Below are 23,535 nucleotides of genomic sequence, written 5' to 3'. Positions count from 1 at the left end.
TAACTTGTAAAGTTATCCCTAATATAAAAAAGGCGGTTTGTATTTTCTATAAATACAAACCGCCTTTTTTATTGATTTCTTAATGTGCTATTTTTAGAACCATATATGCTGTAAATGATTAAACCAAGCACAAGCCAAATACCAAAGGACAACCAGGTAATCCACTGTAAATTAAATATTAAATACAGGCATAATAAGAAGGATACTGCCGGCAACACTGGATAGAAAGGAACTTTAAAAATTGATTTCTGAGTATCCCGCATATTTCTCAAGAAAAAGATTCCGAGAGATACCATGGTGAAGGCAAATAATGTTCCGATATTCACCATTTCAGCCAGCTTGTCCAAGGATATAAATCCCCCGAAAAAAGCAATAACCAAGCAGAATACCCATGTATTCACTACTGGAGTCTTTGTCTTTTTATTAACCTTTGACAATCCTTTTGGCAATAAACCATCCCTGCTCATTGCATAGACTAATCGAGTTCCACCATAGGTCATAACGAGAATAACCGTTGTCATCCCAACGATGGCTCCCAATGATAAGAAGCCTGCGACCCAATCTTGATGAATAAATTGCAATCCAAATGCAACCGGATTACCAACACCAACTAGTTTTGTAAATGGTACAATGCCAGTAAGAACACTTGATAAAATAATATAAAGCAATGTACAAATGATTAAGGATGCAATAATTCCAATCGGCATATTTCGCTGCGGGTTCTTCACCTCTTCGGCTGCAGTAGATACCGCGTCAAACCCAATATAAGCAAAAAAGACAGTCGCCGCTCCCGTTACAATTCCGTGAAAACCAAATGGAGCAAACGGGGTCCAATTTATCGGCTTCACATACCAAACCCCAACCACGATAAATAAAATAACTACCGCCACTTTAATAAGCACCATTACAGCATTAAATTTCGCAGACTCACGAATTCCCCATGTCAATAGAAAGGCAATAATGAGTACTATTAATACAGCCGGCAAATCGATATAAGTCCCCTGTTCCGGATTAAAGGCACCAGACAATGCATGCGGAACGTGAATATTAAATCCTGCCAGAAGACCTTGAAGATAGGACGACCACCCGCTTGCAACCGATGCCGATGCTAAGCCATATTCCAATAAAAGGGCCCATCCTAATATCCACGCAATCAGTTCACCAAATACAGCATAGCTATACGTATACGCACTTCCTGCTACAGGAACTGAAGAGGCAAATTCCGAATAACAAAGAGCTGCTAATGCACATGCAATCCCTGCAATAATAAAGGATATGATTATAGATGGCCCTGTTATTTCTGAGGCAACCTTCCCCGGCAATACAAATATTCCGGCTCCTACTACTGCTCCTACTCCAAGCATCGTCAAATCGAATGCACCAAGGGATTTTTTCAAGGACGATCCCGGCTTTTCTGAATTTGCAATTAAATCTGAAATGGACTTTCGTCTAAATAGATGATGTCTCGCCATGTTGCACCTCAATTAATTTAATAATCTGAAAACAATTTCACTGGATTGTTCTATATTATCATAAAAGTCTAATTATTTTGTAGCAATTTTGTGAAGGAAATATCCTTCAATCTTTCCAATAATTTGTACATATGATGGTAAAAAAATCCTTACTTTAAAAAATTTATTCTTTCCTGTAACGAAAGTCTAATTAAAAAGACTAATATTTTTGAATGGTAAATTGAACCTTCGTTAAAAAACAGGCACCGGATTGTTTTTCAGCTTCACTCCCGGTTCCATTTTTTGTGCAAAAAAACATTTGCATGTAACTTTTTCATTTTCTCCATCGTTTATTTCTATGAGACAAAAAAGGGGATAGAAATTTTTATAGAAAAAGGGGCTTGTATGCTTTGAACTGGGAAACAATTTGGAGAGATCATTGGAAAGAAATCTATCTTTATATTTATAATCGCACCCATAATAAGGAAGAGGCAGAGGATTTAACTCAAGAAACATTTATGAAAGCCATAAAGTCTGAGGGGCGTTACAAGGATCAGGATGTCACGGTTATTGCCCTATTAAAAACAATAGCTCGAAATTTAATCATTGACCGTTGGCGCAATACTCAAAAAAGACCCGTTACTACAACAATAGAGCAACAAAATATTGTTGAAAGTGTGGAGAAAAGCCCTGAGGAGCTGCTAACGGAAAAAGAGGAGATTCGATACGCATTATCATTATTAAATGAAGATCAGCAGCAAATCATTACGCATCGAATATTACAAGGGTACTCCATAAAGAAAACAGCCGAAATTCTCGGAAAGACGGAATCCTTCATTAAGGTCAATCAATTTCGAGCTATAGAGTTTATCCGCAATCATATAAAAAAGGAAAATAGGAGGGCACTATAACATGACCTATACGAGCAAAATGGATATTCTTTCTGAATATATCGATGCATTAAACGATCCTAATCTAAAGGTTTCACAAGATCTCGAGAAGGAAGAATTACTGGATTTAATAGAAACGGTGGATCATATCAAATTGCTGCATGAAGTCGAAATGCCTTCCAATGAATATGTGGAAAGTGTTGCTTTAAAAATCAGATCTATAGAACAGCCTAAATCATTACGGAAAAAGGTGGGTAGTAGATGGGGATTCACCAGATGGTTCCCTTTGGCCGCGTCGATATTATTGATAGCCGGATTATCATGGCAGCAATTCGCTAATATTTTTGTCAGTGCGGATGAAATAACGGTTGTACAGGAAAAGGAATTAATCCCTCTTGGCCCAAATGAAATTGAAAATCCAAGCTATCTCGGGGAGAACTCGCTTATTAGCTTCGGAAATAACGAAAAAATTTGGATATGGAATCCACAAACGGATAAAATGGAATCCCTTCCGTTAGGAGACTTTCTATATATGAGAAATCCTGCCTGGTCTCCTGACCATTCCAAGGTGGCCTTTTCGGGATATAAAAACGGTTCAGCGGGAATTTGGACGATGAATATAGACGGCTCTAATATAAAAAAAGTGAGTGCTCCCTCAAGCATAGATGAGAATCATGATACACCAGTTTGGTCTCCGGATGGGAAACAGCTTGCCTTTACAAAAACAGTAACAGAAGCAATGCCGACACATGGATTTACCATCACCAAACAAGAAATATGGATTATACATTCGGATGGCTCTCATGGAAAAAAACTAGTGAACGGGAAAGAACCAAGCTGGTCTCCAGATGGAAAAATGCTATCCTTTACAAAAGTTTCGAAAAAGCAATCGAATGAAATTTGGACCATCCAAGCAAATGGAACTCAAGCGAAAAAACTTACGAACGGCATGGAATCCAGCTGGTCTCCTAATGGACAGTTTATTGTATACAGTAAATATCGCAAAACTACAGAAGAAATTAGCAAACTGGCAGCCATTCAAACTTCATTACGAGAAATTTGGGCCATTCATGTAAAAACGCATAAGCTTTCCCAGCTAACGAAAGGAAAGGTAGATGAAAAGCAACAAGCCCAATGGAGACAAGAGGCAAAAGAAAAACCACCAACAATGCCTATTCAATATGTATCGAGCGGTCTATACAGTGACTGGCAGCCAAGTTGGGCAAGTGATGGGAAGAGCATTCTCTTTTCACGCGATAAACAACAGGAAACTGGCAACCATTTTAGCCTTTATAAAATTAATGTAAAATACAATTAAAAAGGAAATTAATTATGAGAGTAAAAATAATTTTCATCATGCTAACAGGTGTATTCATTCTTGCAGGCTGTTCCGAATCAAAGGAAAAAGCAAATCAGCCGACTACTAAACAAGCGGTGACAACCGAAATTACAAAGCCTGCCGTTACATCTGTTAAGGGAGAGCATCCTACTAATAGTGCTAAAATTTCGAAAGTAAAGCTGCAAAAATTAGAATTGGATCACATTCATTTATCCGTACCAAGTAATTGGACAATAACAAAAGGATTGGATTCCGCATCCTTTCAACTGAATGATAAACCAATTGGCGGATTGGATGGGCTTGGCTACAGCAGTTCCATTGAAAGCCTGTTGCCAAATCAAAGCAAGATTCTAGATAAAAAGGAGATAGCACAATCCCCTTTTAAAATGTATTCCATTATTCTGCAACGCGATGCAATGAATGGGCAAAAGGCAGAGGAAATTCATATACTTTATTTACTGCCCGAGCAAAAAATCGCGTATGATTTGCATTTTGACCTTTCTAGAGTAAAAGAAGACACTGCCCTAAAAATAGCCAAGACAGCTTTGAAGTAAGGTAAAGGCCGTACAGTAAATTACTGTACGGCCTTTAGAATAAAGAGCCGAGATTGGAAATCCAATGTTTCTCCCTTCCTTGCCTTCTGCTTTTCTATATAGAGCCCCGCATACATTAGTTCATCTCCATAAAAGGTTGCTGATTGCCCTTCTATTTTGTAACGAATATCCTTCTTTAACCCGCGGAAATATATTCTTTGCAGGCATGCATTGGGCTTATTCAGAATCTGATAATATGCGGCAATTGCCTCCCTCTGGTCTTTCGAAACTACCATCCAGCTGATCGCATTCCCCTCCCCTTCGAAAGGACTTAACAAACGGTAAAATGTACCGTTCAAGATAAGCTCCCGATTCTTTTTGTAAAAGGCCACTTGTTTCTTTACATCCTTTTTTTCAGCTGATGTTAGCTTAGTGATATCTAATTCATAGCCAAATACTCCAAAAAAAGCAACATTTGCTCGCGTTTCTATATTAGTGGTTCGATGAACCTGATGATTAGGTACGGCCGATACATGCGCACCTATACTGCTTAACGGATACACCATTGATGTTCCATATTGAATTTTCAGTCGTTCTATAGCGTCTGTATTATCACTTGTCCACGTTTGCGGTGCATAATAGAGCATACCAGGGTCAAACCTTGCTCCTCCGCTTGCACACGATTCAAACAGAACCTTCGGAAATGCACTGGTTAGTCTTTCATATAATTCATATACTCCTAGAATATATCGATGCGCCACTTCACTTGCCCTTTCAACTGGTAAAACCGCCGATCCAATTTCGGTCATATTCCGATTCATATCCCATTTTACATAGGTTATCGGTGCCTCTTCTAGTATCGATGCGATCACTTTATATAGATGATCCACTACTTCCTTTCTGGAAAAGTCGAGGATAAACTGATTTCTTCCATGGGAAAGACGCCGATTAGGGACATGAATCAGCCAATCAGGATGCTGATGATACAGCTCGCTTTCTTTCGATATCATCTCTGGCTCAAACCATAATCCGAATTCCATTCCAAGCTCTGTTATTTTTCTCGCTAAACCATTTATACCGTTTGGGAGCTTATCTTTATTTACAAACCAATCGCCGAGGGAGGTTTTGGCATTATTTCTTTTGCCGAACCAGCCGTCATCCAGGACAAATAATTCTATATCAAGCTCTTTGGCCTGTTTCGCAATTTCCATTATTTTATTTTCATTGAACTTAAAATAAGTAGCTTCCCAATTATTAATCAATACCGGTCTTGCTTTATCGCGCCAAATTCCTCTAGCAAGATTCCTCCGAAATAATAGATGGTATGTCTGACTCAAACTATTCAAGCCGTGATCGGAATATACCATCACAGCCTCCGGGGTTTGAAAACTCTCTCCACTATTCAAAAGCCAGTTAAAATCAAATGGATTAATTCCGATTGTCACCCTTGCCACATCAAAAGAATCCACCTCCACCTGAGCAAGGAAATTTCCGCTATATACTAAGCTAAATCCATATACCTCCCCTTGAAATTCGTTAGTGTCACTCCTTTTTAAGGCAATGAAAGGATTATGCTGTGAGCTGCTCGTTCCTCTTGTACTAGAAATACTCTGAATTCCTGGTGCAAGTCTTCTTGTTTTCATATGCCGTTCCCTCGCCCATGCACCTGACAGTTGAATCATTTCAAAATTAGAATCAAAAAAATCCATACTAGCACTTAATGCCCTTTGCAGATTGACTTTTTCCTTTCCATAGTTCATAAAAGTCGCACTTCTTGTTATCACATTCATCTTTTCAAACACTGTGTACAATAATGTAATTTCCACTTGAATCAACTCATCGTATAACTTAATTTCCAATGTAGTAGCTTCGTCTTGGCTATTTACATATGTCGCCGGCAGTCCATCAAGTTTTGGCTTGCCTGTAAAAATTTTATGGGAGATATATTCGAAATTTGTTATTCTGCTGCCGTCTTCCTGAAGAATATGATATGCTGGCTCTCGGAAATCCGTCGTTCCATAGCAGGGATACTCCTGCTTAATCGTATCTAAGGAAAAGCTGGAATCTCCTTCAAAAACACATGCCGTCATCCCTCTGCTCTCCATTGTTAACAGATGCTGAAAGGAATCACGCTGCCGAATTTTTTTACCAAAATATAAGTGACCAAGCTGATTATTCTTTAGAACAGTGAAAATATAACTTATATCTCCACCTTGCAGATGAAATTCCTTCGTATTTGGATTAAAATAAATGGGCATTATTTCCCTCCTTGCTCTACTTGTTATCCTTACCTCGAACCGAAAATTTTTTACCCTCGATAATTTATATGCTTAAAAATGAATGTTTTCGTATCAATTGTTGTTTTTCGTATTATGTAATAAATTCTAACCTAGTCTTTGCTCGATACATTCTTTCTTAAGTAGTTTTTTCCTTTACCAAAAACCTGGCGATTACTAAGATTTTCGTTCGTAAAAGCAACAAGGTTTAAGAAAAGACACTTTAATATTAGATGTTTCACATTGTGTACAAATTCACATTTAGGAAATGGAGAAAAAGTGGATTATAATTGTTATTAAGATTTTTGTCTGAAAGCAGCAAGGTTTAAGAATGAGCCTTAAACATAGAGGTTTTACGGATTAGAGGAGTGAGCAAAATTGAAAAAGGTCGTAGTCATTGGCGGAGGTATTACAGGCCTCTCTACCATGTACTATCTTCAGCAATTAAAAAGATCCTTACAATTAGATATGAAATTAACTTTGATTGAAGCAAATCCCTACTTAGGCGGAAAAATATGTTCCGTGAAGAGCGGCGAATTTATTATGGAGACTGGAGCAGATTCGATTGTTGCTCGCAAGGAAGGAGTTGCCGAACTATTAGATCAACTGAACTTACATAATGAAATCGTGCATAATTCTACGGGCAAATCCTATATATATCATCACAATGAACTAAAACCTATTCCGGATGATACCATCTTTGGAATTCCTATGAGCAAAGAAGCATTATTCAGCAGTGAGCTTATTTCAGAGGAAGGAAAAAACGAGGCACTGAAGGATTTTACTACCGAAAATACAACCTTTACTAAGGATAGCTCTGTTGGAGTATTCCTAGAAACCTTCCTGGGAAAAGAGATCGTGGAAAACCAAATTGCCCCTGTCTTATCCGGTGTATATTCCAGCAAATTGAACGATTTAACTTTAGGGACAACGATGCCTTATCTACTCGATTATAAAAATGAATACGGCAGCATTATTCGTGGATTATCGGAGCACAAAAAACAATTCCAATCAGGTGGTAATAAAAAATTCGTATCCTTTGAAAATGGTTTATCAACATTGATTGATCATATGGAAGCAGAATTGACCGATGTTGAAATTTTAAAAGGTATTATGGCGACTGCTATTGTGAAAAAACAAAACCAATATGCAATTGAATTTACCAATCATGAAAGTAGGGATGCGGATTATGTTGTTCTAAGCGTCCCAAATACTGTGGCAAAATCGCTTTTAAAAGATGAAAAACTAACTCCTATTTTTGATGAACTGGTTAATTCTTCTCTTATCAGCATCTATCTTGGATTTGATATTCCTGACGAGCGCCTGCCTGCTGACGGGACTGGTTTTATTGCTCCGGATAATAGTGATTTAATATGTAATGCATGCACATGGACAAGTCGCAAATGGGAACATACATCTAAAAGCCATAACCTATTATTAAGACTGTTTTATAAAAACACAGATGCGGACCAATTTAATAAGTTAAATAGCATGAGTGAAGAGGAATTAGTGCAGGTAGCATTAAAGGACGTGGAAAAAAGTTTAGGAATTACAGGTCATCCAAATAGTGTAGAGGTCACCAAATGGCAGGATAAAATGCCAAAATATCATTTAAACCACGGCAAAATAATAGAAGCCTTGAATAATGAATTAGAGGTCGAATATCCAAACATCATTCTTGCAGGGTGCTCTTACTATGGTGTTGGAATAGCAGATTGTATTGTAAATGGAAAAAATACTGCCAGAAAAATTGCAGAAGCGGAGTGAGTCTCCGCTTCTGATTTTTTATAGGAATGCCATTTCCTCCATTGCTTTTATTTTAAAATCGACAACATCATCATCTTGATATTCTAATTGATAATTATATTGGCCGGAGTCCTCTAGCATTTTAGGCAAAAAGTATGATAAATTCGCCAACCCTGCGTTGTCAGGGTGCAAAATCCATGACAGATCCTTCCAGTCAAGTATTCCCTCTTCCGCTTTGATCGGTGTATAGTATTCATATGTGTCTGGAATTTCGGCTATAAAGGCATGCATTCCACCCACGCACTTCCCGTCCACAAACCAAGAGACTACCCCTTTATAATCGATGCTTTGCAATTCCATGCCTGTTTCTTCTTTTACTTCACGCAAAGCACTTTCCATAGGATACTCATTCTCTTCAATCTTTCCGCCAACACCATTCCATATTCCCATCCACGGTGATTTTTCCCGGTTAAGCAATAATATTTGCTCCCCTCTTTTTATAAAGCAAATAGTATATTGATACTCCACAGCATTTCCCCCTTCCCAAAACTACCTTGCTTATAATTATAACAAATAGCGAAGGGCTTGCTGCACTCTAGTATGTTGTATTCACTTGATTCCACAACGCTTCCGCTGCAACGATAATATCACTAGCGTTGCTGATTGCTGTTATTACCGATACTCCGTCTGCACCTGCAGCAATAACTGCACGTGTATTCTCCGCATTTATCCCGCCAATGCCGACCAGCGGAATAGTGAAGCCCTGTTCCCGAAATTTTTTTATATGTTCTGTACCTTGGACTGGCTTAGCATCTTCCTTTGTCTTTGTTGGAAAAATCGGTCCGACCCCAAAGTAATCAGCACCGGCAGCAATCGCTGCATTTGCCTCCTCGATTGTGTGAACGGAAACCCCAAAAATTTTATCTCCGATTCTATCCCTGACTTTCTCAACAGGCTCATCCTCTTGGCCAATATGAACCCCGTCTGCATCTAACGATATGGCAAGCTCAATGTCATCATTCACAATGAAAGGGATGTTTCTCTCCTTGCAGATGATTTGAAGCTCTTTCGCTAATGCAATTTTTTCCTCCCCAATCAGAGCATTTTTGCCTTTTTCACGAAATTGGAAAAGAGTAATCCCGCCTTCGATGGCTTCTTCAAGAACACTAGACGGGCTTTTACTGCAATTCTCGGTTCCCATAATAAAATACAATTTTAATAAATCTCTTAATTTATTTTCATTCATTCTCGTCATTTTCATTTCACCTTCTCTGTTTTTCTTCTTCCATAAGCCCAATGATTCGTTGGTCCATGCCCTCTGCCAATCGGGATATTGTCTTCAATAGCCGCTTGAATAAAGTCCTTTGCAATTACAACTGCTTCATATACACTTTTTCCATTAGCAAGTTCCGCTGTTATAGCGGCCGAAAATGTACATCCAGTTCCATGTGTATTTTGCGTATAGATTCTTTTCGACTTTAAAAATGCAAAATCTTTTCCATCATAAAAAAGATCCACTGTTTCATGAGGATCCGTATCATGACCACCCTTGATAACAACATTCTTTACACCTAATTCCAGCATTTTTTTGGCCGCAGTTTCTTTATCCCCTATCGTTTTGATTGTCATATCGAGCAATACCTCAGCTTCCGGTATATTAGGTGTGATAATAAGGGAAAGTGGAAGCAGTTCCTCCTTTAATGCATGTATTGCTTGCTTCTGCAAAAGAGACGCCCCACCTTTCGCAATCATTACCGGGTCCACCACGATATTTTTCCATTGATTTTTTCTAATTTCATCAGAAACCGCTTGGATAATCGTTGCGTTAAACAGCATACCTGTTTTTACAGCATCTGCACCTATATCTTCTGCAATTGCTTGTATCTGTGCTGCAACTGTTTCTTCTGTCATAGGATAGACCGCTTGAACACCTAATGTGTTTTGCGCAGTGATGGCTGTTATGGCAGACATTCCATATACACCAAGCTCTTGGAAAGTTTTTATATCTGCTTGAATACCAGCACCTCCGCCACTGTCAGATCCGGCTATAGTTAATGCTTTTTTCATATTGGCACCTTCCTTTATCTTTTTTCCACTAATGCCTTCTCTATGATGTCCTGTTCGGAAATCGCCGAAAGCTGATTCAGAAGCTCTATTTGAAAGTTTCCTGGAACCTTCGTAAGGATTTTTGCAACAGCCAATTCGGCAGCAATCCCATATGCAGCGACCGCTGACACTGCAGCCATCATTAAGTCCTCCTCCACAGCAGTAAAAGCACCGATGACGGACGTTAACAAACAACCGGTACCAGTCACCTTCGTTAATATTGCATCTCCGTTTTGAATAACATAGGTCGTATGTCCATCCGTAATAAAATCCTCTTTTCCGGTTATAACAATGAATGTTTGGAGCTTTTGGGCAGCCTGTATAGCAATATCCATTGGACTTCCCTGAATTCCTACAGCATCTACTCCCTTCACCTCTGCTTGAATTCCGGCAAGACTAGCAATCTCTGCAACATTCCCTCTTATAAGAGATATTTTTATTTCGCTAACGATCCTGTTGGCCATTTCACTGCGATATGGGGTTGCTCCAACACCGACCGGGTCAAATATTACAGGGACATCGTGAGCATTAGCTGATTTACCCGCAATAATCATAGCCTCAACTGTTGCGGAAGTTACAGTACCCATATTGAGGACTAATGCGTCAGCAATTTTCGCCATATCCCCTACTTCTTCCGGTGCATATGCCATTACAGGTGACGCACCTAATGCTAGCAACCCATTTGCCGTGAAATTCGTAACGACGACATTCGTAATATTATGAACAAGTGGATTTTCAGCCCTCACTTTTTGCAGGACTTTGTTGATTATTGTTTTATCCATTTATTTTTCCTCCTTTAATTTCCTAATATAAAAAAGCCAGATCCAAAAATGGACCTGGCTTTATTAGTAACAACGTAAGTATAAGAAATAATCTGTACCCTGCTACTTTCCTACGCTGGTATTAACCAGATCAGGTCCAAAGGGTTAAAAAACTTTCCGTTCTTCTCTCAGCCCAAAACAGGGCACCCCTAGTAGTCTAAAAATCTATTCATTTTCTTTATCATAGCCCCCCATAAGAAATAAGTAAAGTAATTCGGTGCCTGGCACTAGTGGAATTTTCAAGACAAACAGCGATTGCCTAAAACAAAGGGAATAACATATGCATAACATATATTGTTCATTTGAATACATTAATTGATTGAAAATATACAAGTTTCTTCTTAGTACTTTAAGAAGGATGGAATATAATGGAAAGGGGTATTGGAAATGGAATTGCTATCACAAGCGGAAATTCAAGATGTATATGATGGCCTTGATCCAGAGTTAACAAGGTTCATGACACAATTTCCTGTAGAGAGCAAGGAAATGGGTGCTGGCCAATCCAGTAGCAGCAAAAGAAACAGCTCTAGGAGATCCAGTAACCGTCGGTCTAGTTCAAAACGATCAAGCAGAAGAAGTTCCTCCAGCAGTAGTAGCTCAACTAGAAGACGGTCTAGTTCCAGACGGTCTAGTAGCAGTAGCTCATCTCAAAGACGTTCTTCCTCCAGACGGTCTACCAGAAGGCGGTCTAGTTCTAGACGTACTTCTCGTAGACGGTCCTCCAGAAGAAGTACTAGTTCTAGGCGTACTTCTCGTAGACGGTCCTCCAGAAGGCAGTCTAGTTCCAGACGTACTTCTCGTAGACGGTCCTCCAGAAGGCGTACTAGTTCTAGACGTTCATCTCGTAGACGGTCCTCCAGAAGGCAGTCTAGTTCCAGACGTACTTCTCGTAGACGGTCCTCCAGAAGGCAGTCTAGTTCTAGACGTTCATCTCGTAGACGGTCCTCCAGAAGGCGTACTAGTTCTAGACGTTCATCTCGTAGACGGTCTTCCGGAAGGCGGTCTAGTGCCAGAATACTATTTTAATTAAAAATTCCGCACAAAGAAATTGTGCGGAATTTTTAATTACTCACTTATAAAGTCACTACCAATTTATTCAGATTTTTTCTTCAGATATTCGTGAAAAGCAATCTTAAGTTCTATATCATTAACGGGAACTTATGATTAAAGGATTTACAATGACATTGCTAGAATTAAAATAGTTTGAAGTTTTATCGTTTAAATCAGATAGAACGTGTAAATGGTTTGCTTCATATTCCCAATATTCCTTAACTATCACAACCGCTTAAATGGTTGTTTGCAAAAGTCTAGTAATATGGCAACAAAATATCTGGACGATTAAGGTGTTGGTTTCAATTCTTGGATATTGTTAAATGTCAAAGTGATAATCATCTATAAGTAAAATGTTCCTCCAAAGTTATCTATTCCTAATATATGAAACTAACTCCTTATAAAGATCGTTTAAATTTTATGACTGCTATTGTTCAAATAAAGGTACATTTTAACAAAACAATGTAGGAAAATAAAAAGTTTGATTAACAAGAGAAAAGGAGGCAGAATATGAAAACAGCTTTATTTGTACTTGATATTCAGAAAGATTTTATCGGTGACCAAGCCCGCATGCCTATAGCAAAACATCAGATTGAACCAATGCTAAAATGCATTAATACCATAATCGAGAAAGCCAATAATTCAGGAATTCCAATTATATACATAGGTAATGAATTTGAGCCCAAACAATTTATTTTGAACTGGTTTCGAAATAATTCAGCATTAAAAGGAAGTCAAGGTGCTAATCTAGATGAACGATTAACAATAGTGAATAATATTTACTTTTCCAAAAAAACAGGGGATGCGTTAAGCAATTCAGAACTTGTTTCATATTTACACGTAAATGATATTAAACATATTATTATTGTTGGAGTATTTGCCGAAGGCTGTGTAAAAGCAACAGCCAATAGTGCGATCCGTAAAAACTTTTCTGTATCAGTAGTTAAAGATGCTGTAGGAAGTGCAAGTGATAAAAAGAAAATAAAATCTTTAAATGAGATGGATAATAACGGGATAATTGCCATGGACTCCTTAAGTCTATTCGAAATGTTTGCAGACTAAATGGTAGTTTTAGTTAAAAAAAGCAAACCAGCAAAAAGGATTTCAATATAGTAAGTTCTTTTTGCCGGTTTATCATCGATATTAATTAAGAAAGCCTTCTCTTTAATAATAAGTTCCTTGTATATAATCAATGCAAGAAGGAAAATGTAATGAAAAATGCCACATTTATTCTCATTCATAGAGGAGGTACCATATGATTATTGTTCACGGTGTGCTGAAAGTTTCACCAGAATATAGAGCGGCCTTTTTAGAGGCGGCAGGACGTGCTGTAGAGGAATCCAAAGCCGAAGACGGTAATCTGGAATACCGGTTATTCGAGGCAGTCGACGAACCAAATACATTTCTGACTTTAGAAAAGTGGAGAGATGCTGAGGCGGTGGAGAACCACAAAAATAACCCTCATTTTATTCATTATATAAAAGCTTCACATGAATTTTTGACTGCGCCTATTGAAATAGATATACATACATTGGAGGATAAATAGATATCTCATGTGTAAAGTCATTCGTACATGAATAGATAGTCTATTATTAAGGCACTTTTCTTAACCTTTGTTGCTTTTTTCAGACGAAAATTCTAGTAAGGACCTAACTCTTCGTAATGAGAATAACCTTCTTAAGAAAAGATGCCCCGAGCTAAGACGAAATTTAGATACATAACAATATACGAAAAACACAAATCTATACGAAAATAGTCACTATCCATAACAATATGGCTCAGTCTCCTGAGCCGTTTCATTATCTTCTTTTAGAATTGTAATAAACCAAACTGGATTATTTAACAAATGAATCTGGTAGCCCATTTGTTTATTGCATCCGCAACTTCCTCAGGTTTATCCCAATGAACTAAATGACCCGTTTCCTTCATTGAAACAATCATGTAATTCCACCTAGCCCCTATTTACTTTGCTTGACTTTTTCTTAGAATCATAATTTTCTCTTCATAAATTATTTATTATTGAACCTCATAGTAAGCTGTCGCAACTCCTCAGACATAGTAGCTAAAAGCGCTGTCGATTTGGTTATCTCCTCTATTGAAATTAACTGTTGCTCCGCTACCGCTGATACGGTTTGTGTTCCAGCAACATTGTTTTCTGACACCTCTGTCATTTCCTGCATAGAGATGACAATCTGCGAAACTCCTGAAGACATTTGGTCGGAGGCAGAGGATACCTCCTGTAATTGCTTCGTTACTTGAGCAATTGATTCCTGGATGCTTTCAAAGGCAGCACCAGCAAAATGAACAGCAGCGATTCCTTCCGATACTTCCCTCGTTGCTTGCCCCATTGATTGTACAGCATTAGATGTCTCCAATTGTGTAGCTTGGATAAGTCTTGTAATTTGCTCAGAGGAAAGTGCAGATTGTTCTGCAAGCTTCCTGACTTCGTCCGCAACTACAGCAAATCCCTTGCCATGGTCGCCAGCACGTGCAGCTTCGATAGCAGCATTCAAAGCAAGAAGATTGGTCTGATCGGCAATTTCCGTGATGACCTTCACAATTTGTCCAATTTCCTTCGAACGTTCTCCCAATTCTGTAATAATGGCTGCTGATTTATTAACTGTTTGCTGAATTGAATTCATTTGCATAACTGCTTTTTGAATCTTTTCGTTTCCTTCCGATGCAATATGAAGGGAATTAGAAGAAGATGTCGAAACACTTTGAGCATTTTCTGCAATTTGATTGGAACCAGATGATAACAATGAGACGATTTCAAAGCTCTCCTCCATGCTTTGCAGCTGCCTTTCCGTTTCACTTGCAACCTTATGGATTGTATTCGTTACTTGATTGGAGGATTCTGCTACTTGATTTGCCTCCGCTGAAAGCTCCTCCGATAGTGCAGCAACCTGTTGTGCTGATTCATCTACCTTGTTTATAATAATTTGCCAAGCATCTGACATTTCATTTAATGAAATAGCGATTCCTTTTAACATTCCTGATTTTGCAATATCTGTTCTTGTATGGAGGTTACCTTCTTGGAGAGAATGGATATGGTTTACAATCCCTTTGATTGGAGCAATAAATTTTTTATGATTTAGATAGGCAGACAGTATCCCTATACATATCCCACATAGCATAGTAAGTACAATAGTTAGGAGGCTCGCACGGAAAGATAATTTATTTCCAATACATACTCCAAGAGTAATCAAGAAAACACCCGGTATTACGACGATTAATGTTCGAATAATATATTTCCCCAGTGACATTTATTTCTCCCCTTATACGATGTTAGTTGTGAGCGCTTCCATTAAATATGGTACTATTTTACTATTACTATAGACTATCGCTCATAAGAATTCAACTATTCTAACTATTCAGTTCAGTCTATTGAGACCAACTAAAAAAGACCGCCCTAATGTCGGTCTTGTCGAAAGTTCTTAAAATGGTTTGAGTATCATTAAAGCAATGATCACCAAAAATATGAAATTAATTACTGCTTCAAGGCGAAACAGAATTTTTGCCAGTCCATAATATTCCTTTGGAATTTCTTCCTTCTCTTTATTATTTTCTATTAGACTTTTAATAGGTTTTGATCTTGGTGATAATACAATTGGGCCCATAGCCAAAGCAATGAAAAAGAGAGTAAGACTTGTCCAATACCAGCCACTATGAAAGAGAGCTGTATTTATCAGCCCCATCATCAAGCCGGTTACAAGCAATGAGGTACCACCAATCATTACAAAAATATGAAAATTATGCTTAATGGCATATGCATGTCGCAATTCAGTCATATTTTTGGCGGATTTTACAATTCTGCTTAAAACAAATCCCGGTCCCATGCCAACAATGGCTGATAAAATATGAATAAAAACTAATATTTTATATACTGTATACAAAGGGTTGCATCCTTTCCACTCTATCTTTTTAATAATCTTTTAAAGCATTTATCCGTCTCTTTTAGAGATTTTCATTATCCGAAGAATTAACCATAATCGCAGCAACCTGTTTTAATCTGCTGAAGAAAAATTCTCCGGCTGGATGTTTATCCAATCCAACTTCCTAAAAAGCCCCCCACATACATCTTAACCAACATTCTGCACGCTTAGGTGTAATTTCATGCATCAAATGTCTGTAACGCATTGCAGGAGGGCCAAATTCTTGGGAAAATAATGCAGGTCCGCCAAGAAACTGAGTCAGAAACATCCTTTGCTTTCGCATAATTTCACTCATATCCCCTTGAAATATTGGACTTAAATCTGGATCAGCATATACTTTAGGATAAAATGCATTTACTAGCTCCTCCATTGTCTCTTTGCCTATTTGCTCATAAAAGCGTCTGTAAACGAGGCTCCATATTTATTCCCCCCATTAATGGATCTGATATTATTATATACCTAATTAAAAGACGCTTTCTGTACTATAAATCACAAATGAAAGAATTTTTGGGGCCAGCACCCACCCCTTACCCAAACACGGTAGACGGAACATCGAATACTTGCCACAGAAAAACAATGAATAACATCGAAAGAGCCCAAGCTGTAAGTGGTCTGCGATAATGCATGCGTAAAATGATAAACATGACCACATTAAACATGACTGACCACCAAAAGCTCCAGCCATTATGATATTGAATAAGATGATTGCGAATATCTATCAGTTCATTAATACCATAGATGATGACCCAGAATACAATATACAGTATTTGCTTCAAGCGCTTCCCATCAGGAAACTTAGATAAATAAATAAGGGTTGTCGCAGGATATTTAATAATCATGATAGTCAAAAAAATATGGACATGTGTTAATCCAGCCTTTTCATCCACCCCCTGGGGATTATAGGTCCACATTGGATATAGATCGGAGAGAAAATATTGATATATAAAGTCGCCCAAAATAAAAAAGAGAATCGTGGAATAATACTTCCTCCAATTTCTCCAATCCCCCCATTTCCACCCTGCCGCCAGCCAGATAAGACCATATAGGGCAGTCATTGCACCACCTCATTATGTAAAAAATGCATTCATAAACACCCAACAATAGTATGACCCTAAACTGAATTTCTACATTAATATTTTTACAAATTATGGTGCAATGTATGATCTATCTTTCTTTTTCCATAGCCAAACTTCATTTACAATCATTTTGGGTTGCAGAAAAAAGAACAGTAAAAAAATACTGTTCTTGATCATCCCTTCATTCCAAACAAATTTTTTTAAAGCATCCGGTAATAATCCTGCGCTAGAACGGATTTAAATCCGCATGCTTCATATAACTTTAAAGCATTTCCATTCTTCGTATCAACTTCCAAAAATATAGGATAACCTAGTGCATGCTGCTCACGAATGACTCTTTTCAATGCTCTTCTGCCAAGTCCTTTCCCCTGATATTTTGGAAAAATAGCAAAGCCATAGATCCACGCTTCCCCGTCCATATGTTGTACACGAATTTTACCCACTGTTTCTTGTTCCGTTTCAATTACATAATAGCCTTCTGTATTTTCCTTATTAACACGTTCATTATGTCTTTTGCGAGCCGATTCTTCTGAAATACCGAAGCATTCTACATCCAATTGGATCTCCGTTTCTAAATCAGCATCCGTTGACTTTCGAATCCGGATTGGCTCCTCCTCCCCAAGTTCTATTTCGGACCATTTCATTTGATATTCAGAAAATGCTAATTGACAAGGAACTTTTTTCAGAAAAGCTTTTGCAGAATTGGAGCTGGCAGGAGCATTTAATAATATTTCTTCTACCTTATCTTTTTTCATCTCTCCCAGTGCTTCATCTAAAAGCTTGGTAAATACTCCTTGGCGGCGGTGCTGCGGGTGAACCATTCCGCAAACCTCCATTGTGTTTCCGAATCCATAAAGACCTAGAAAGCCAATTAATTCTTCCTTTTCATAATGAAGAAAATCCGTTTGTTCCTTGTCATTACGAGACTCGAGCATTTCCCAGTTAAGCTTGAGATAAATATTTTCTTCCTTTTCACAAGCCAGCTGAAGCTTTTTTATATCACTTAATTGTTTACTGCTTAACATTATTCATCCCTCCAAACTCTAAAGTAATTCTACTTAATCATTTTGCATTCCTTCTGGTAGCATAAGATTATTGGTAAACATAGAGAAAATGGTTGGTCCAATCTACTAACTAGTAAATGGACCAACCATTTTTAAAACCACTATATCTCTATAGATCCGGCAAATCTTCTTTTTTGAATGTAAAGAAGCCTTACAGACAAGCAAATGCCTGCGGCAAGTAATCCTAACGTTAACCCTATCCAAAATCCCCTTACTTCGAGGCTTGTAAAATTGGCTAAGAGATATCCGGCTGGCAGGCATATTAACCAATATGCAATTAGCGTCATGATGAACGATATATTTACGTCCTTATAACCTCTTAAAGCCGCTTGTGCAGTAGCTTGGATCGCATCAGAAATTTGGAAAAACAATGCGAAAATTAAAAAGTGTGCAGTTAAATTAATGACAGCTGGTTCGTTTGAGTAAAATCCAGCTACTTGATAACGGAAAACAATGACTAAGATCCCTGTAACTGCCGCCATCACTATCGACAAACCTACTCCAAGCCAGCTGTAAGACTTGGCATCACGATATCTTTTCGCCCCTACCTCATAACCTACTAAAACCGTAATCGCCAAGGAAATGCTTACAGGTATCATATAAAGAAAGGATACTATATTAAGTGCTGATTGATAAGCAGCTATAGTAGTGATGCTGAACTTACTAATTAATATCGTCACCACTGCAAACATACTTGTCTCAAAAAAAGTAGACAGGCCCATCGGAACTCCAATTTTTAAAATTTCCTTGCACATTTTCGTAGAGAACATCTTTACTTTTGGAAACACTTTATATGTGGAGAAAGGCGTTTGTGTTTTGATAATGAATGCTGTAATCCCGGCAATAACCCAATACGTGATGGATGTCGCATATCCCGCTCCAGCCCCTCCGAGCTCCGGAAATCCCCACTTTCCAAAAATAAGAACATAATTAAAAAAGAAGTTAACCGGCAAAGATACTAATAAAATCACCATTACGACACGTGTTTTCCCTAAAGCATAAATAAACGACCTTAGAACATTAAAAATGAATAATGGGATAACCCCAAAACCTAGTCCAACTAGATATTGGTGTGCCGTATCTTGTACGTTCTGTGCTAAGTTCATATTATTCAAAATGGGATCTAATAATAAAAAGCCCAGTAATATAACCAATAATCCAATTATAAAGGAAAGATAAATTCCATTTGCAACAACGGAGGACACTTCTTTATTTTTCTTCTCCCCCAGTTGTTGTGCAGCAATCGGAGAAACCGCCAGCAAAATTCCGCTTAATCCAGTAAAAACTGGATTCCAAATAGAGGAGCCGATAGCTACTCCCGCTAAATCAGTTGAATTGTACTTCCCAGACATTATATTATTGAAAAACACCATAGAAAACATACCGAGCTGTGTGATTAAGATAGGGATTAATAAGATGAATATTTGCTTTACTTTTTCCTTATTTGTATATGCTTGATTCATAGATGATACTCCTGTACTATTTTTCACTAAAACCATTATATACTATTTACTTCAAAATGATATTATTCTTTTATGATTAAGAAAACATCCTATTTCAGCAAATATTCGACTATTTTCCCACAATGTCTGCAAACTCATCTAATGTTGTGGAATACTTAATATAAATTCTTGGTAAAAAATATAGTTCATTCTTCAAGCCTTTCTCCGAATACTTCTCCGGTATCGTAGTAATTCCAAATTTATAATACTTTTTCGTCTCCTCAATAACTTTTACATTATAGCTTCCGTATGGATAGGAAAGAGCGATGACCTCTTTTCCAGTGATTCCTTCTATTTTTTCTTTAGAGCCAGCAAGCTCGTCATGATAATCGGAAACTTTCGTTAAATCAGGGTGAGTTGCCGTATGAGACTGCACGGAAACAATACCTGTATCTGCTAGCATTTTTAAATCCGATTTGGACAAGCGATTGGATCTCCCGATAAAATCAGAAATGACAAAAAAGGTTGCAGTTGGCCGAAATTGTTCTGTTTTAAGCTTTTGAAATGTCTTAAAGGCATTAAGATTATTCTTGTAGCCATCATCCAATGTAATGAATATTGGCTTGCTGTATCGATGCATATCCTTCCAACGTTCAAAAGTTAATAAGGTATAGCCATGATCTCGTAAAAAAGTGATTTGTTTTTCAAAATTTTGCGGAGTCACATACAACTCCTTAGAACCATGGCCCGTGTATTCATCTATAGAATGATACACCAAAATTGGCACTTGGCTTGCTGCAAAAGCTTGCTTTGGTAAAAATAATATTAGAAAACACAAGAAAAACCTCGCAGTCCATTTCATATTTAACCCCATTTCCTATTTTGTTAGTTCCCTTATTTTTATTTAAGGATTTTTGCTTTTTCGAAAGAAAATCTTAGTTATCACCCGGTTTTTGGTGAAGGAATAAACTTCTTAAGAAAAGATGCCCCGAGCAATGACTATATTGGGATTTATTACAAAATATGAAAAACAACAATCTATCCGAAAACAGCCTTATTTAAAAAAAACGCCATTCGGCGTTTTCCCACTAAGATTTTCTCTTCTGATTAGCCTCATTTGCATTAGGATCTATATCATTGTTACCGTAATCCGGTAATGTTCCTGCATGATTTTTATGATATTCCGATCCTGCTCCGTCTTGATTGAAGTTAGGTTTATTTTGCTGATTTTTATTTGGCATAAACATTCACCACCTTATCAACAATATAATGTGCATAATAATGTAAAATATCCAAATATAGATGTAAAACCTATCACATAAATTTACTCGAATAAGGAATACTTTCATTGAACTATATTGAAAAATAGGTGATGAAATGGATCATAATCAGACGTACAGACCCGGTGAAATTGTTTATGTAATAATCCGGAATCCACATGCCCAGGATGTAGCCAATGTACAGCAGGCGGCTGTAGTACAAAATCCGGATGCCCCTGGTCAATTAGCTTTATTTTTGCACGAAACATATTATCCACTTTCAGAAGAATTTGCCGTATTTGCATCTGAGGAGGATGCGGAGCAAGCTTATCAAGATGCATTCGGGTACTCGGAGGAATACTATGGTTAAGCCATTTGTACCCCAGCTTGTATATGTAGAACCACAGGCACTAGAATATCCTCTCGGAAAAGAATTGGTATCTAAATTCGAATCGATGGGAATAGAAATTCGCCAAACTACCTCCCATAATCAGATTCGCAACCTACCGGGAGAAAATCACTTTCAAAAATATCGGATTGCGAAATCCACCCTTGTTATCGGTCTGAGAAAAACATTAAAATTTGATACTTCTAAGCCGTCCGCTGAATATGCCATTCCTTTAGCAACGGGGTGCATGGGGCATTGCCATTATTGCTATTTACAAACAACAATGGGAAGTAAGCCATATATCCGGACATATGTAAATGTTGATGAAATATTTGACGCTGCTGAAGAGTATATGAAGGAAAGAGCTCCTGTAATAACACGCTTCGAAGCTTCTTGTACCTCCGATATAGTCGGATTAGATCACTTGACACACTCATTAAAAAGAGCGATTGAGTTTTTCGGAGAATCCGAGTATGGAAGCTTGCGCTTTGTTACAAAATTTGCCCATGTCGACCACCTTTTAGATGCTAAGCATAACGGCAAGACACGATTTCGCTTTAGTGTTAATGATGATTATATAATTAAATATTTTGAACCGGGAACATCCAGACTCGATGATCGCTTAGAGGCTGCCGTCAAAGTAGCGAATGCAGGCTACCCTTTAGGATTTATCGTTGCCCCTATTTATCTGCATGAAGGCTGGAAATCCGGTTATCGAGAATTATTTGAGAAGCTTGAAGCTGTATTGCCAGCAGGAGCACGAAAGGATTTAACCTTTGAGATGATCCAGCATCGCTTTACCAAACCGGCAAAGCGGGTAATTCAAGAAAATTATCCGATGACGAAGCTTGAACTCGATGAATCAAAGAGAAAATGGAAATGGGGTAAATACGGTATTGGAAAATATGTCTACACAAACGAGGAACAAGAAGATATAAAGGATACATTAGGCGGCTATATTCATCAGTATTTTCCAGATGCTAAGATCGAATATTTTACCTAACAAAAAAAAATAAAAATGGGACAGCCCATTAAAAAAGTGGAGGTCCCATACTAACTCTATTCACCATTCAACAACAGAACTGGTTATCCGCTTTACTCCCCGGATAGCTGCTATTTCCTCTACCAGCTTTTGCATGGCCAAATCCTTTTGTTTCGCTTCAATCATCACGTCAAAATCCTGATTTAATTCCTTTGCCATTTTGAAGAAAGGGAGCACAAATGGTAAAGATACAAAATCTGCATGTGAGCGATATTCATTTTCAGCTTTTGGTGACGACAGATGGACCTTCGGCACCATATTACGCATTTCCCAAGTTTTAAATATGCGTGATAAATAATCCTCTAATTCTATTCCGTCTTTATTTGCCATGTAATGATGATAATCTAGAATCATTGGAATCCTTTCCTGTTCACAGGTTAGGAGAGTTTCCTCTACATTATACGTCTTATCATCGTTTTCTAAAGTAACTATTTGTTTTATCTCCAGTGGCAGTTGCTTCAGATTATGATGAAAACGTTCTAATGTTGTTGGTTTATCTCCATAGGCTCCGCCAATATGGATGTTTATTAATCCCCTTTCCACAGCATTCATTGCCTGCAGCATGGAATAATGATATTTCATATCCTTTACTGCATTTTCAGTTATTGCTATATTACCGCTCGTAAAAAGTGTAAATTGATTGGGATGAAAGCTGGGACGAAGATTAAATTGGGAAATTAATTTCCCAAGCTCTTCCCACTCAGCTTTAAAAGGAGAAATATAATCCCACATTACTTCCGGATGGGTAGCTAATGGAACTAGGGAGCTCGAGAACCGATACAATTCCACTTCATGAGCAATATTATAATAAAGGATTCTTTTTGTATGATGTAAGTTCTGTGCGGTAACCTCTTTCAACTTATCCATTCTCTCCGTCTTAGGTAATGCAGAGTAGCGTGCAAATGTTAATGCTTTGGATGGGCTGGCATTCCATAGTCCTAGAGCGTTTGCCACATATCCGAATCGAATTTTCATATATTCCTCCGTTTGCTTTCCTTATATATTCTTGTAAACAGAGTTCAGTATGCCCATCTCGTTCGGAGACTATTATGAAACCCTTCATTCCTTGCAGCCGACATATAAATAGAATAATCCAGCAAACAAATCGGTTTGCTGG

At 37.9% G+C, this 23,535-nt stretch carries 25 protein-coding genes and 1 riboswitch; of the genes, 9 read left to right on the top strand and 16 right to left on the bottom strand.

The window, feature by feature from the left end:
• Positions 1-68 precede the first annotated feature (68 nt).
• A complete protein-coding gene (gene bcaP / locus KHA87_RS17880; protein WP_213095534.1) occupies positions 69-1,472 on the bottom strand; it encodes a branched-chain amino acid transporter BcaP in 1,404 nt (467 codons plus the stop codon).
• 389 nt (positions 1,473-1,861) lie between these two features.
• On the opposite strand from bcaP, the gene KHA87_RS17875 reads away from it, so the two are divergent.
• Genes KHA87_RS17875 through KHA87_RS17865 form a run of 3 tightly spaced genes read left to right on the top strand, consistent with a single transcriptional unit; the run spans position 1,862 to position 4,234 of the window.
• Positions 1,862-2,362 carry an RNA polymerase sigma factor gene (locus tag KHA87_RS17875; protein WP_213095533.1) on the top strand — a complete coding sequence of 167 codons (501 nt, stop codon included), beginning with the start codon at positions 1,862-1,864 and terminating at the stop codon, positions 2,360-2,362.
• Between the two features lies 1 nt (position 2,363).
• On the top strand, positions 2,364-3,659 hold the full coding sequence (locus KHA87_RS17870) for a TolB family protein (protein WP_213095532.1): 1,296 nt from the start codon (positions 2,364-2,366) through the stop codon (positions 3,657-3,659).
• Between the two features lie 14 nt (positions 3,660-3,673).
• Positions 3,674-4,234, top strand: a complete 561-nt coding sequence (locus KHA87_RS17865; RefSeq protein WP_213095531.1) for a hypothetical protein — start codon at positions 3,674-3,676, stop codon at positions 4,232-4,234.
• A gap of 20 nt (positions 4,235-4,254) precedes the next feature.
• On the opposite strand, the gene KHA87_RS17860 is transcribed toward KHA87_RS17865, so the two are convergent.
• Complete coding sequence (locus KHA87_RS17860; RefSeq protein WP_213095530.1) at positions 4,255-6,471, bottom strand: alpha-galactosidase; 2,217 nt, start codon at positions 6,469-6,471, stop codon at positions 4,255-4,257.
• A 396-nt stretch (positions 6,472-6,867) separates the two neighbouring features.
• Here KHA87_RS17860 and KHA87_RS17855 point away from each other — a divergent pair, with 396 nt between their 5' ends.
• Complete coding sequence (locus tag KHA87_RS17855; RefSeq protein WP_213095529.1) at positions 6,868-8,256, top strand: protoporphyrinogen oxidase; 1,389 nt, start codon at positions 6,868-6,870, stop codon at positions 8,254-8,256.
• Between the two features lie 18 nt (positions 8,257-8,274).
• Here the strand turns inward: KHA87_RS17855 and KHA87_RS17850 are convergent, their stop codons facing one another.
• The 4 genes from KHA87_RS17850 to thiM form a co-directional block, all read right to left on the bottom strand.
• Positions 8,275-8,763 (bottom strand): NUDIX hydrolase, encoded by a 489-nt coding sequence (locus tag KHA87_RS17850; RefSeq protein WP_213095528.1) that lies wholly within the window; start codon positions 8,761-8,763, stop codon positions 8,275-8,277.
• Between the two features lie 67 nt (positions 8,764-8,830).
• A complete protein-coding gene (thiE, locus tag KHA87_RS17845) occupies positions 8,831-9,490 on the bottom strand; it encodes a thiamine phosphate synthase (RefSeq protein WP_213095527.1) in 660 nt (219 codons plus the stop codon).
• Positions 9,491-9,492: 2 nt separating this feature from the next.
• Positions 9,493-10,302: a bifunctional hydroxymethylpyrimidine kinase/phosphomethylpyrimidine kinase gene (gene thiD / locus KHA87_RS17840; RefSeq protein ID WP_213095526.1), complete on the bottom strand. Its 810-nt coding sequence runs from the start codon at positions 10,300-10,302 to the stop codon at positions 9,493-9,495.
• A 14-nt stretch (positions 10,303-10,316) separates the two neighbouring features.
• The gene (thiM, locus tag KHA87_RS17835; RefSeq protein ID WP_213095525.1) at positions 10,317-11,123 is read right to left on the bottom strand and encodes a hydroxyethylthiazole kinase; all 807 of its coding nucleotides are present in this window, start codon (positions 11,121-11,123) and stop codon (positions 10,317-10,319) included.
• A gap of 90 nt (positions 11,124-11,213) precedes the next feature.
• A riboswitch (TPP riboswitch) is annotated at positions 11,214-11,323 on the bottom strand.
• A 329-nt stretch (positions 11,324-11,652) separates the two neighbouring features.
• Here thiM and KHA87_RS17830 point away from each other — a divergent pair.
• The 3 genes from KHA87_RS17830 (at position 11,653) to KHA87_RS17820 (ending at position 13,758) form a co-directional block, all read left to right on the top strand.
• Complete coding sequence (locus KHA87_RS17830; protein ID WP_213095524.1) at positions 11,653-12,192, top strand: hypothetical protein; 540 nt, start codon at positions 11,653-11,655, stop codon at positions 12,190-12,192.
• 530 nt (positions 12,193-12,722) lie between these two features.
• Complete coding sequence (locus KHA87_RS17825; protein WP_213095523.1) at positions 12,723-13,274, top strand: cysteine hydrolase family protein; 552 nt, start codon at positions 12,723-12,725, stop codon at positions 13,272-13,274.
• 193 nt (positions 13,275-13,467) lie between these two features.
• Entirely contained in the window at positions 13,468-13,758 is a 291-nt protein-coding gene (locus KHA87_RS17820; protein ID WP_213095522.1) for a putative quinol monooxygenase, read from the top strand.
• A 293-nt stretch (positions 13,759-14,051) separates the two neighbouring features.
• On the opposite strand, the gene KHA87_RS22465 is transcribed toward KHA87_RS17820, so the two are convergent.
• The 9 genes from KHA87_RS22465 to KHA87_RS17775 all read right to left on the bottom strand — a co-directional run bounded on the left by KHA87_RS22465 (position 14,052) and on the right by KHA87_RS17775 (position 20,970).
• Entirely contained in the window at positions 14,052-14,153 is a 102-nt protein-coding gene (locus KHA87_RS22465) for an alpha/beta hydrolase (protein WP_213095521.1), read from the bottom strand.
• A gap of 68 nt (positions 14,154-14,221) precedes the next feature.
• On the bottom strand, positions 14,222-14,860 hold the full coding sequence (locus tag KHA87_RS22705) for a methyl-accepting chemotaxis protein (protein ID WP_481748380.1): 639 nt from the start codon (positions 14,858-14,860) through the stop codon (positions 14,222-14,224).
• Between the two features lie 789 nt (positions 14,861-15,649).
• Entirely contained in the window at positions 15,650-16,108 is a 459-nt protein-coding gene (locus tag KHA87_RS17805) for a DUF2269 family protein (RefSeq protein ID WP_213095519.1), read from the bottom strand.
• Positions 16,109-16,271: 163 nt separating this feature from the next.
• On the bottom strand, positions 16,272-16,532 hold the full coding sequence (locus KHA87_RS17800) for a globin domain-containing protein (protein WP_349305598.1): 261 nt from the start codon (positions 16,530-16,532) through the stop codon (positions 16,272-16,274).
• A gap of 142 nt (positions 16,533-16,674) precedes the next feature.
• The gene (locus KHA87_RS17795; RefSeq protein WP_213095518.1) at positions 16,675-17,202 is read right to left on the bottom strand and encodes a CBO0543 family protein; all 528 of its coding nucleotides are present in this window, start codon (positions 17,200-17,202) and stop codon (positions 16,675-16,677) included.
• Between the two features lie 221 nt (positions 17,203-17,423).
• Complete coding sequence (locus tag KHA87_RS17790; protein WP_213095517.1) at positions 17,424-18,248, bottom strand: GNAT family N-acetyltransferase; 825 nt, start codon at positions 18,246-18,248, stop codon at positions 17,424-17,426.
• A gap of 140 nt (positions 18,249-18,388) precedes the next feature.
• A complete protein-coding gene (locus KHA87_RS17785; RefSeq protein ID WP_213095516.1) occupies positions 18,389-19,750 on the bottom strand; it encodes an MATE family efflux transporter in 1,362 nt (453 codons plus the stop codon).
• Positions 19,751-19,859: 109 nt separating this feature from the next.
• A complete protein-coding gene (locus tag KHA87_RS17780) occupies positions 19,860-20,591 on the bottom strand; it encodes a polysaccharide deacetylase family protein (RefSeq protein ID WP_213095515.1) in 732 nt (243 codons plus the stop codon).
• A 226-nt stretch (positions 20,592-20,817) separates the two neighbouring features.
• Complete coding sequence (locus KHA87_RS17775; RefSeq protein WP_213095514.1) at positions 20,818-20,970, bottom strand: hypothetical protein; 153 nt, start codon at positions 20,968-20,970, stop codon at positions 20,818-20,820.
• 136 nt (positions 20,971-21,106) lie between these two features.
• On the opposite strand from KHA87_RS17775, the gene KHA87_RS17770 reads away from it, so the two are divergent.
• Together KHA87_RS17770 and splB are read left to right on the top strand one after the other, a co-directional pair.
• Entirely contained in the window at positions 21,107-21,358 is a 252-nt protein-coding gene (locus tag KHA87_RS17770; RefSeq protein ID WP_213095513.1) for a transcriptional regulator SplA domain-containing protein, read from the top strand.
• Positions 21,351-22,379, top strand: coding sequence for a spore photoproduct lyase (splB, locus tag KHA87_RS17765; RefSeq protein ID WP_213095512.1), 1,029 nt, complete (start codon positions 21,351-21,353; stop codon positions 22,377-22,379). Before KHA87_RS17770 ends, splB begins: the two co-directional genes overlap by 8 nt.
• 60 nt (positions 22,380-22,439) lie before the next feature.
• Here the strand turns inward: splB and uvsE are convergent, their stop codons facing one another.
• Positions 22,440-23,393: a UV DNA damage repair endonuclease UvsE gene (uvsE, locus tag KHA87_RS17760; protein ID WP_213095511.1), complete on the bottom strand. Its 954-nt coding sequence runs from the start codon at positions 23,391-23,393 to the stop codon at positions 22,440-22,442.
• Positions 23,394-23,535: the final 142 nt, after the last annotated feature.

This window comes from Bacillus sp. FJAT-49736 (assembly GCF_018343615.1).
Taxonomy (GTDB): Bacteria; Bacillota; Bacilli; order Bacillales; family Bacillaceae_C; genus Margalitia.
This window is presented reverse-complemented; position numbering and strand designations above follow the sequence as displayed.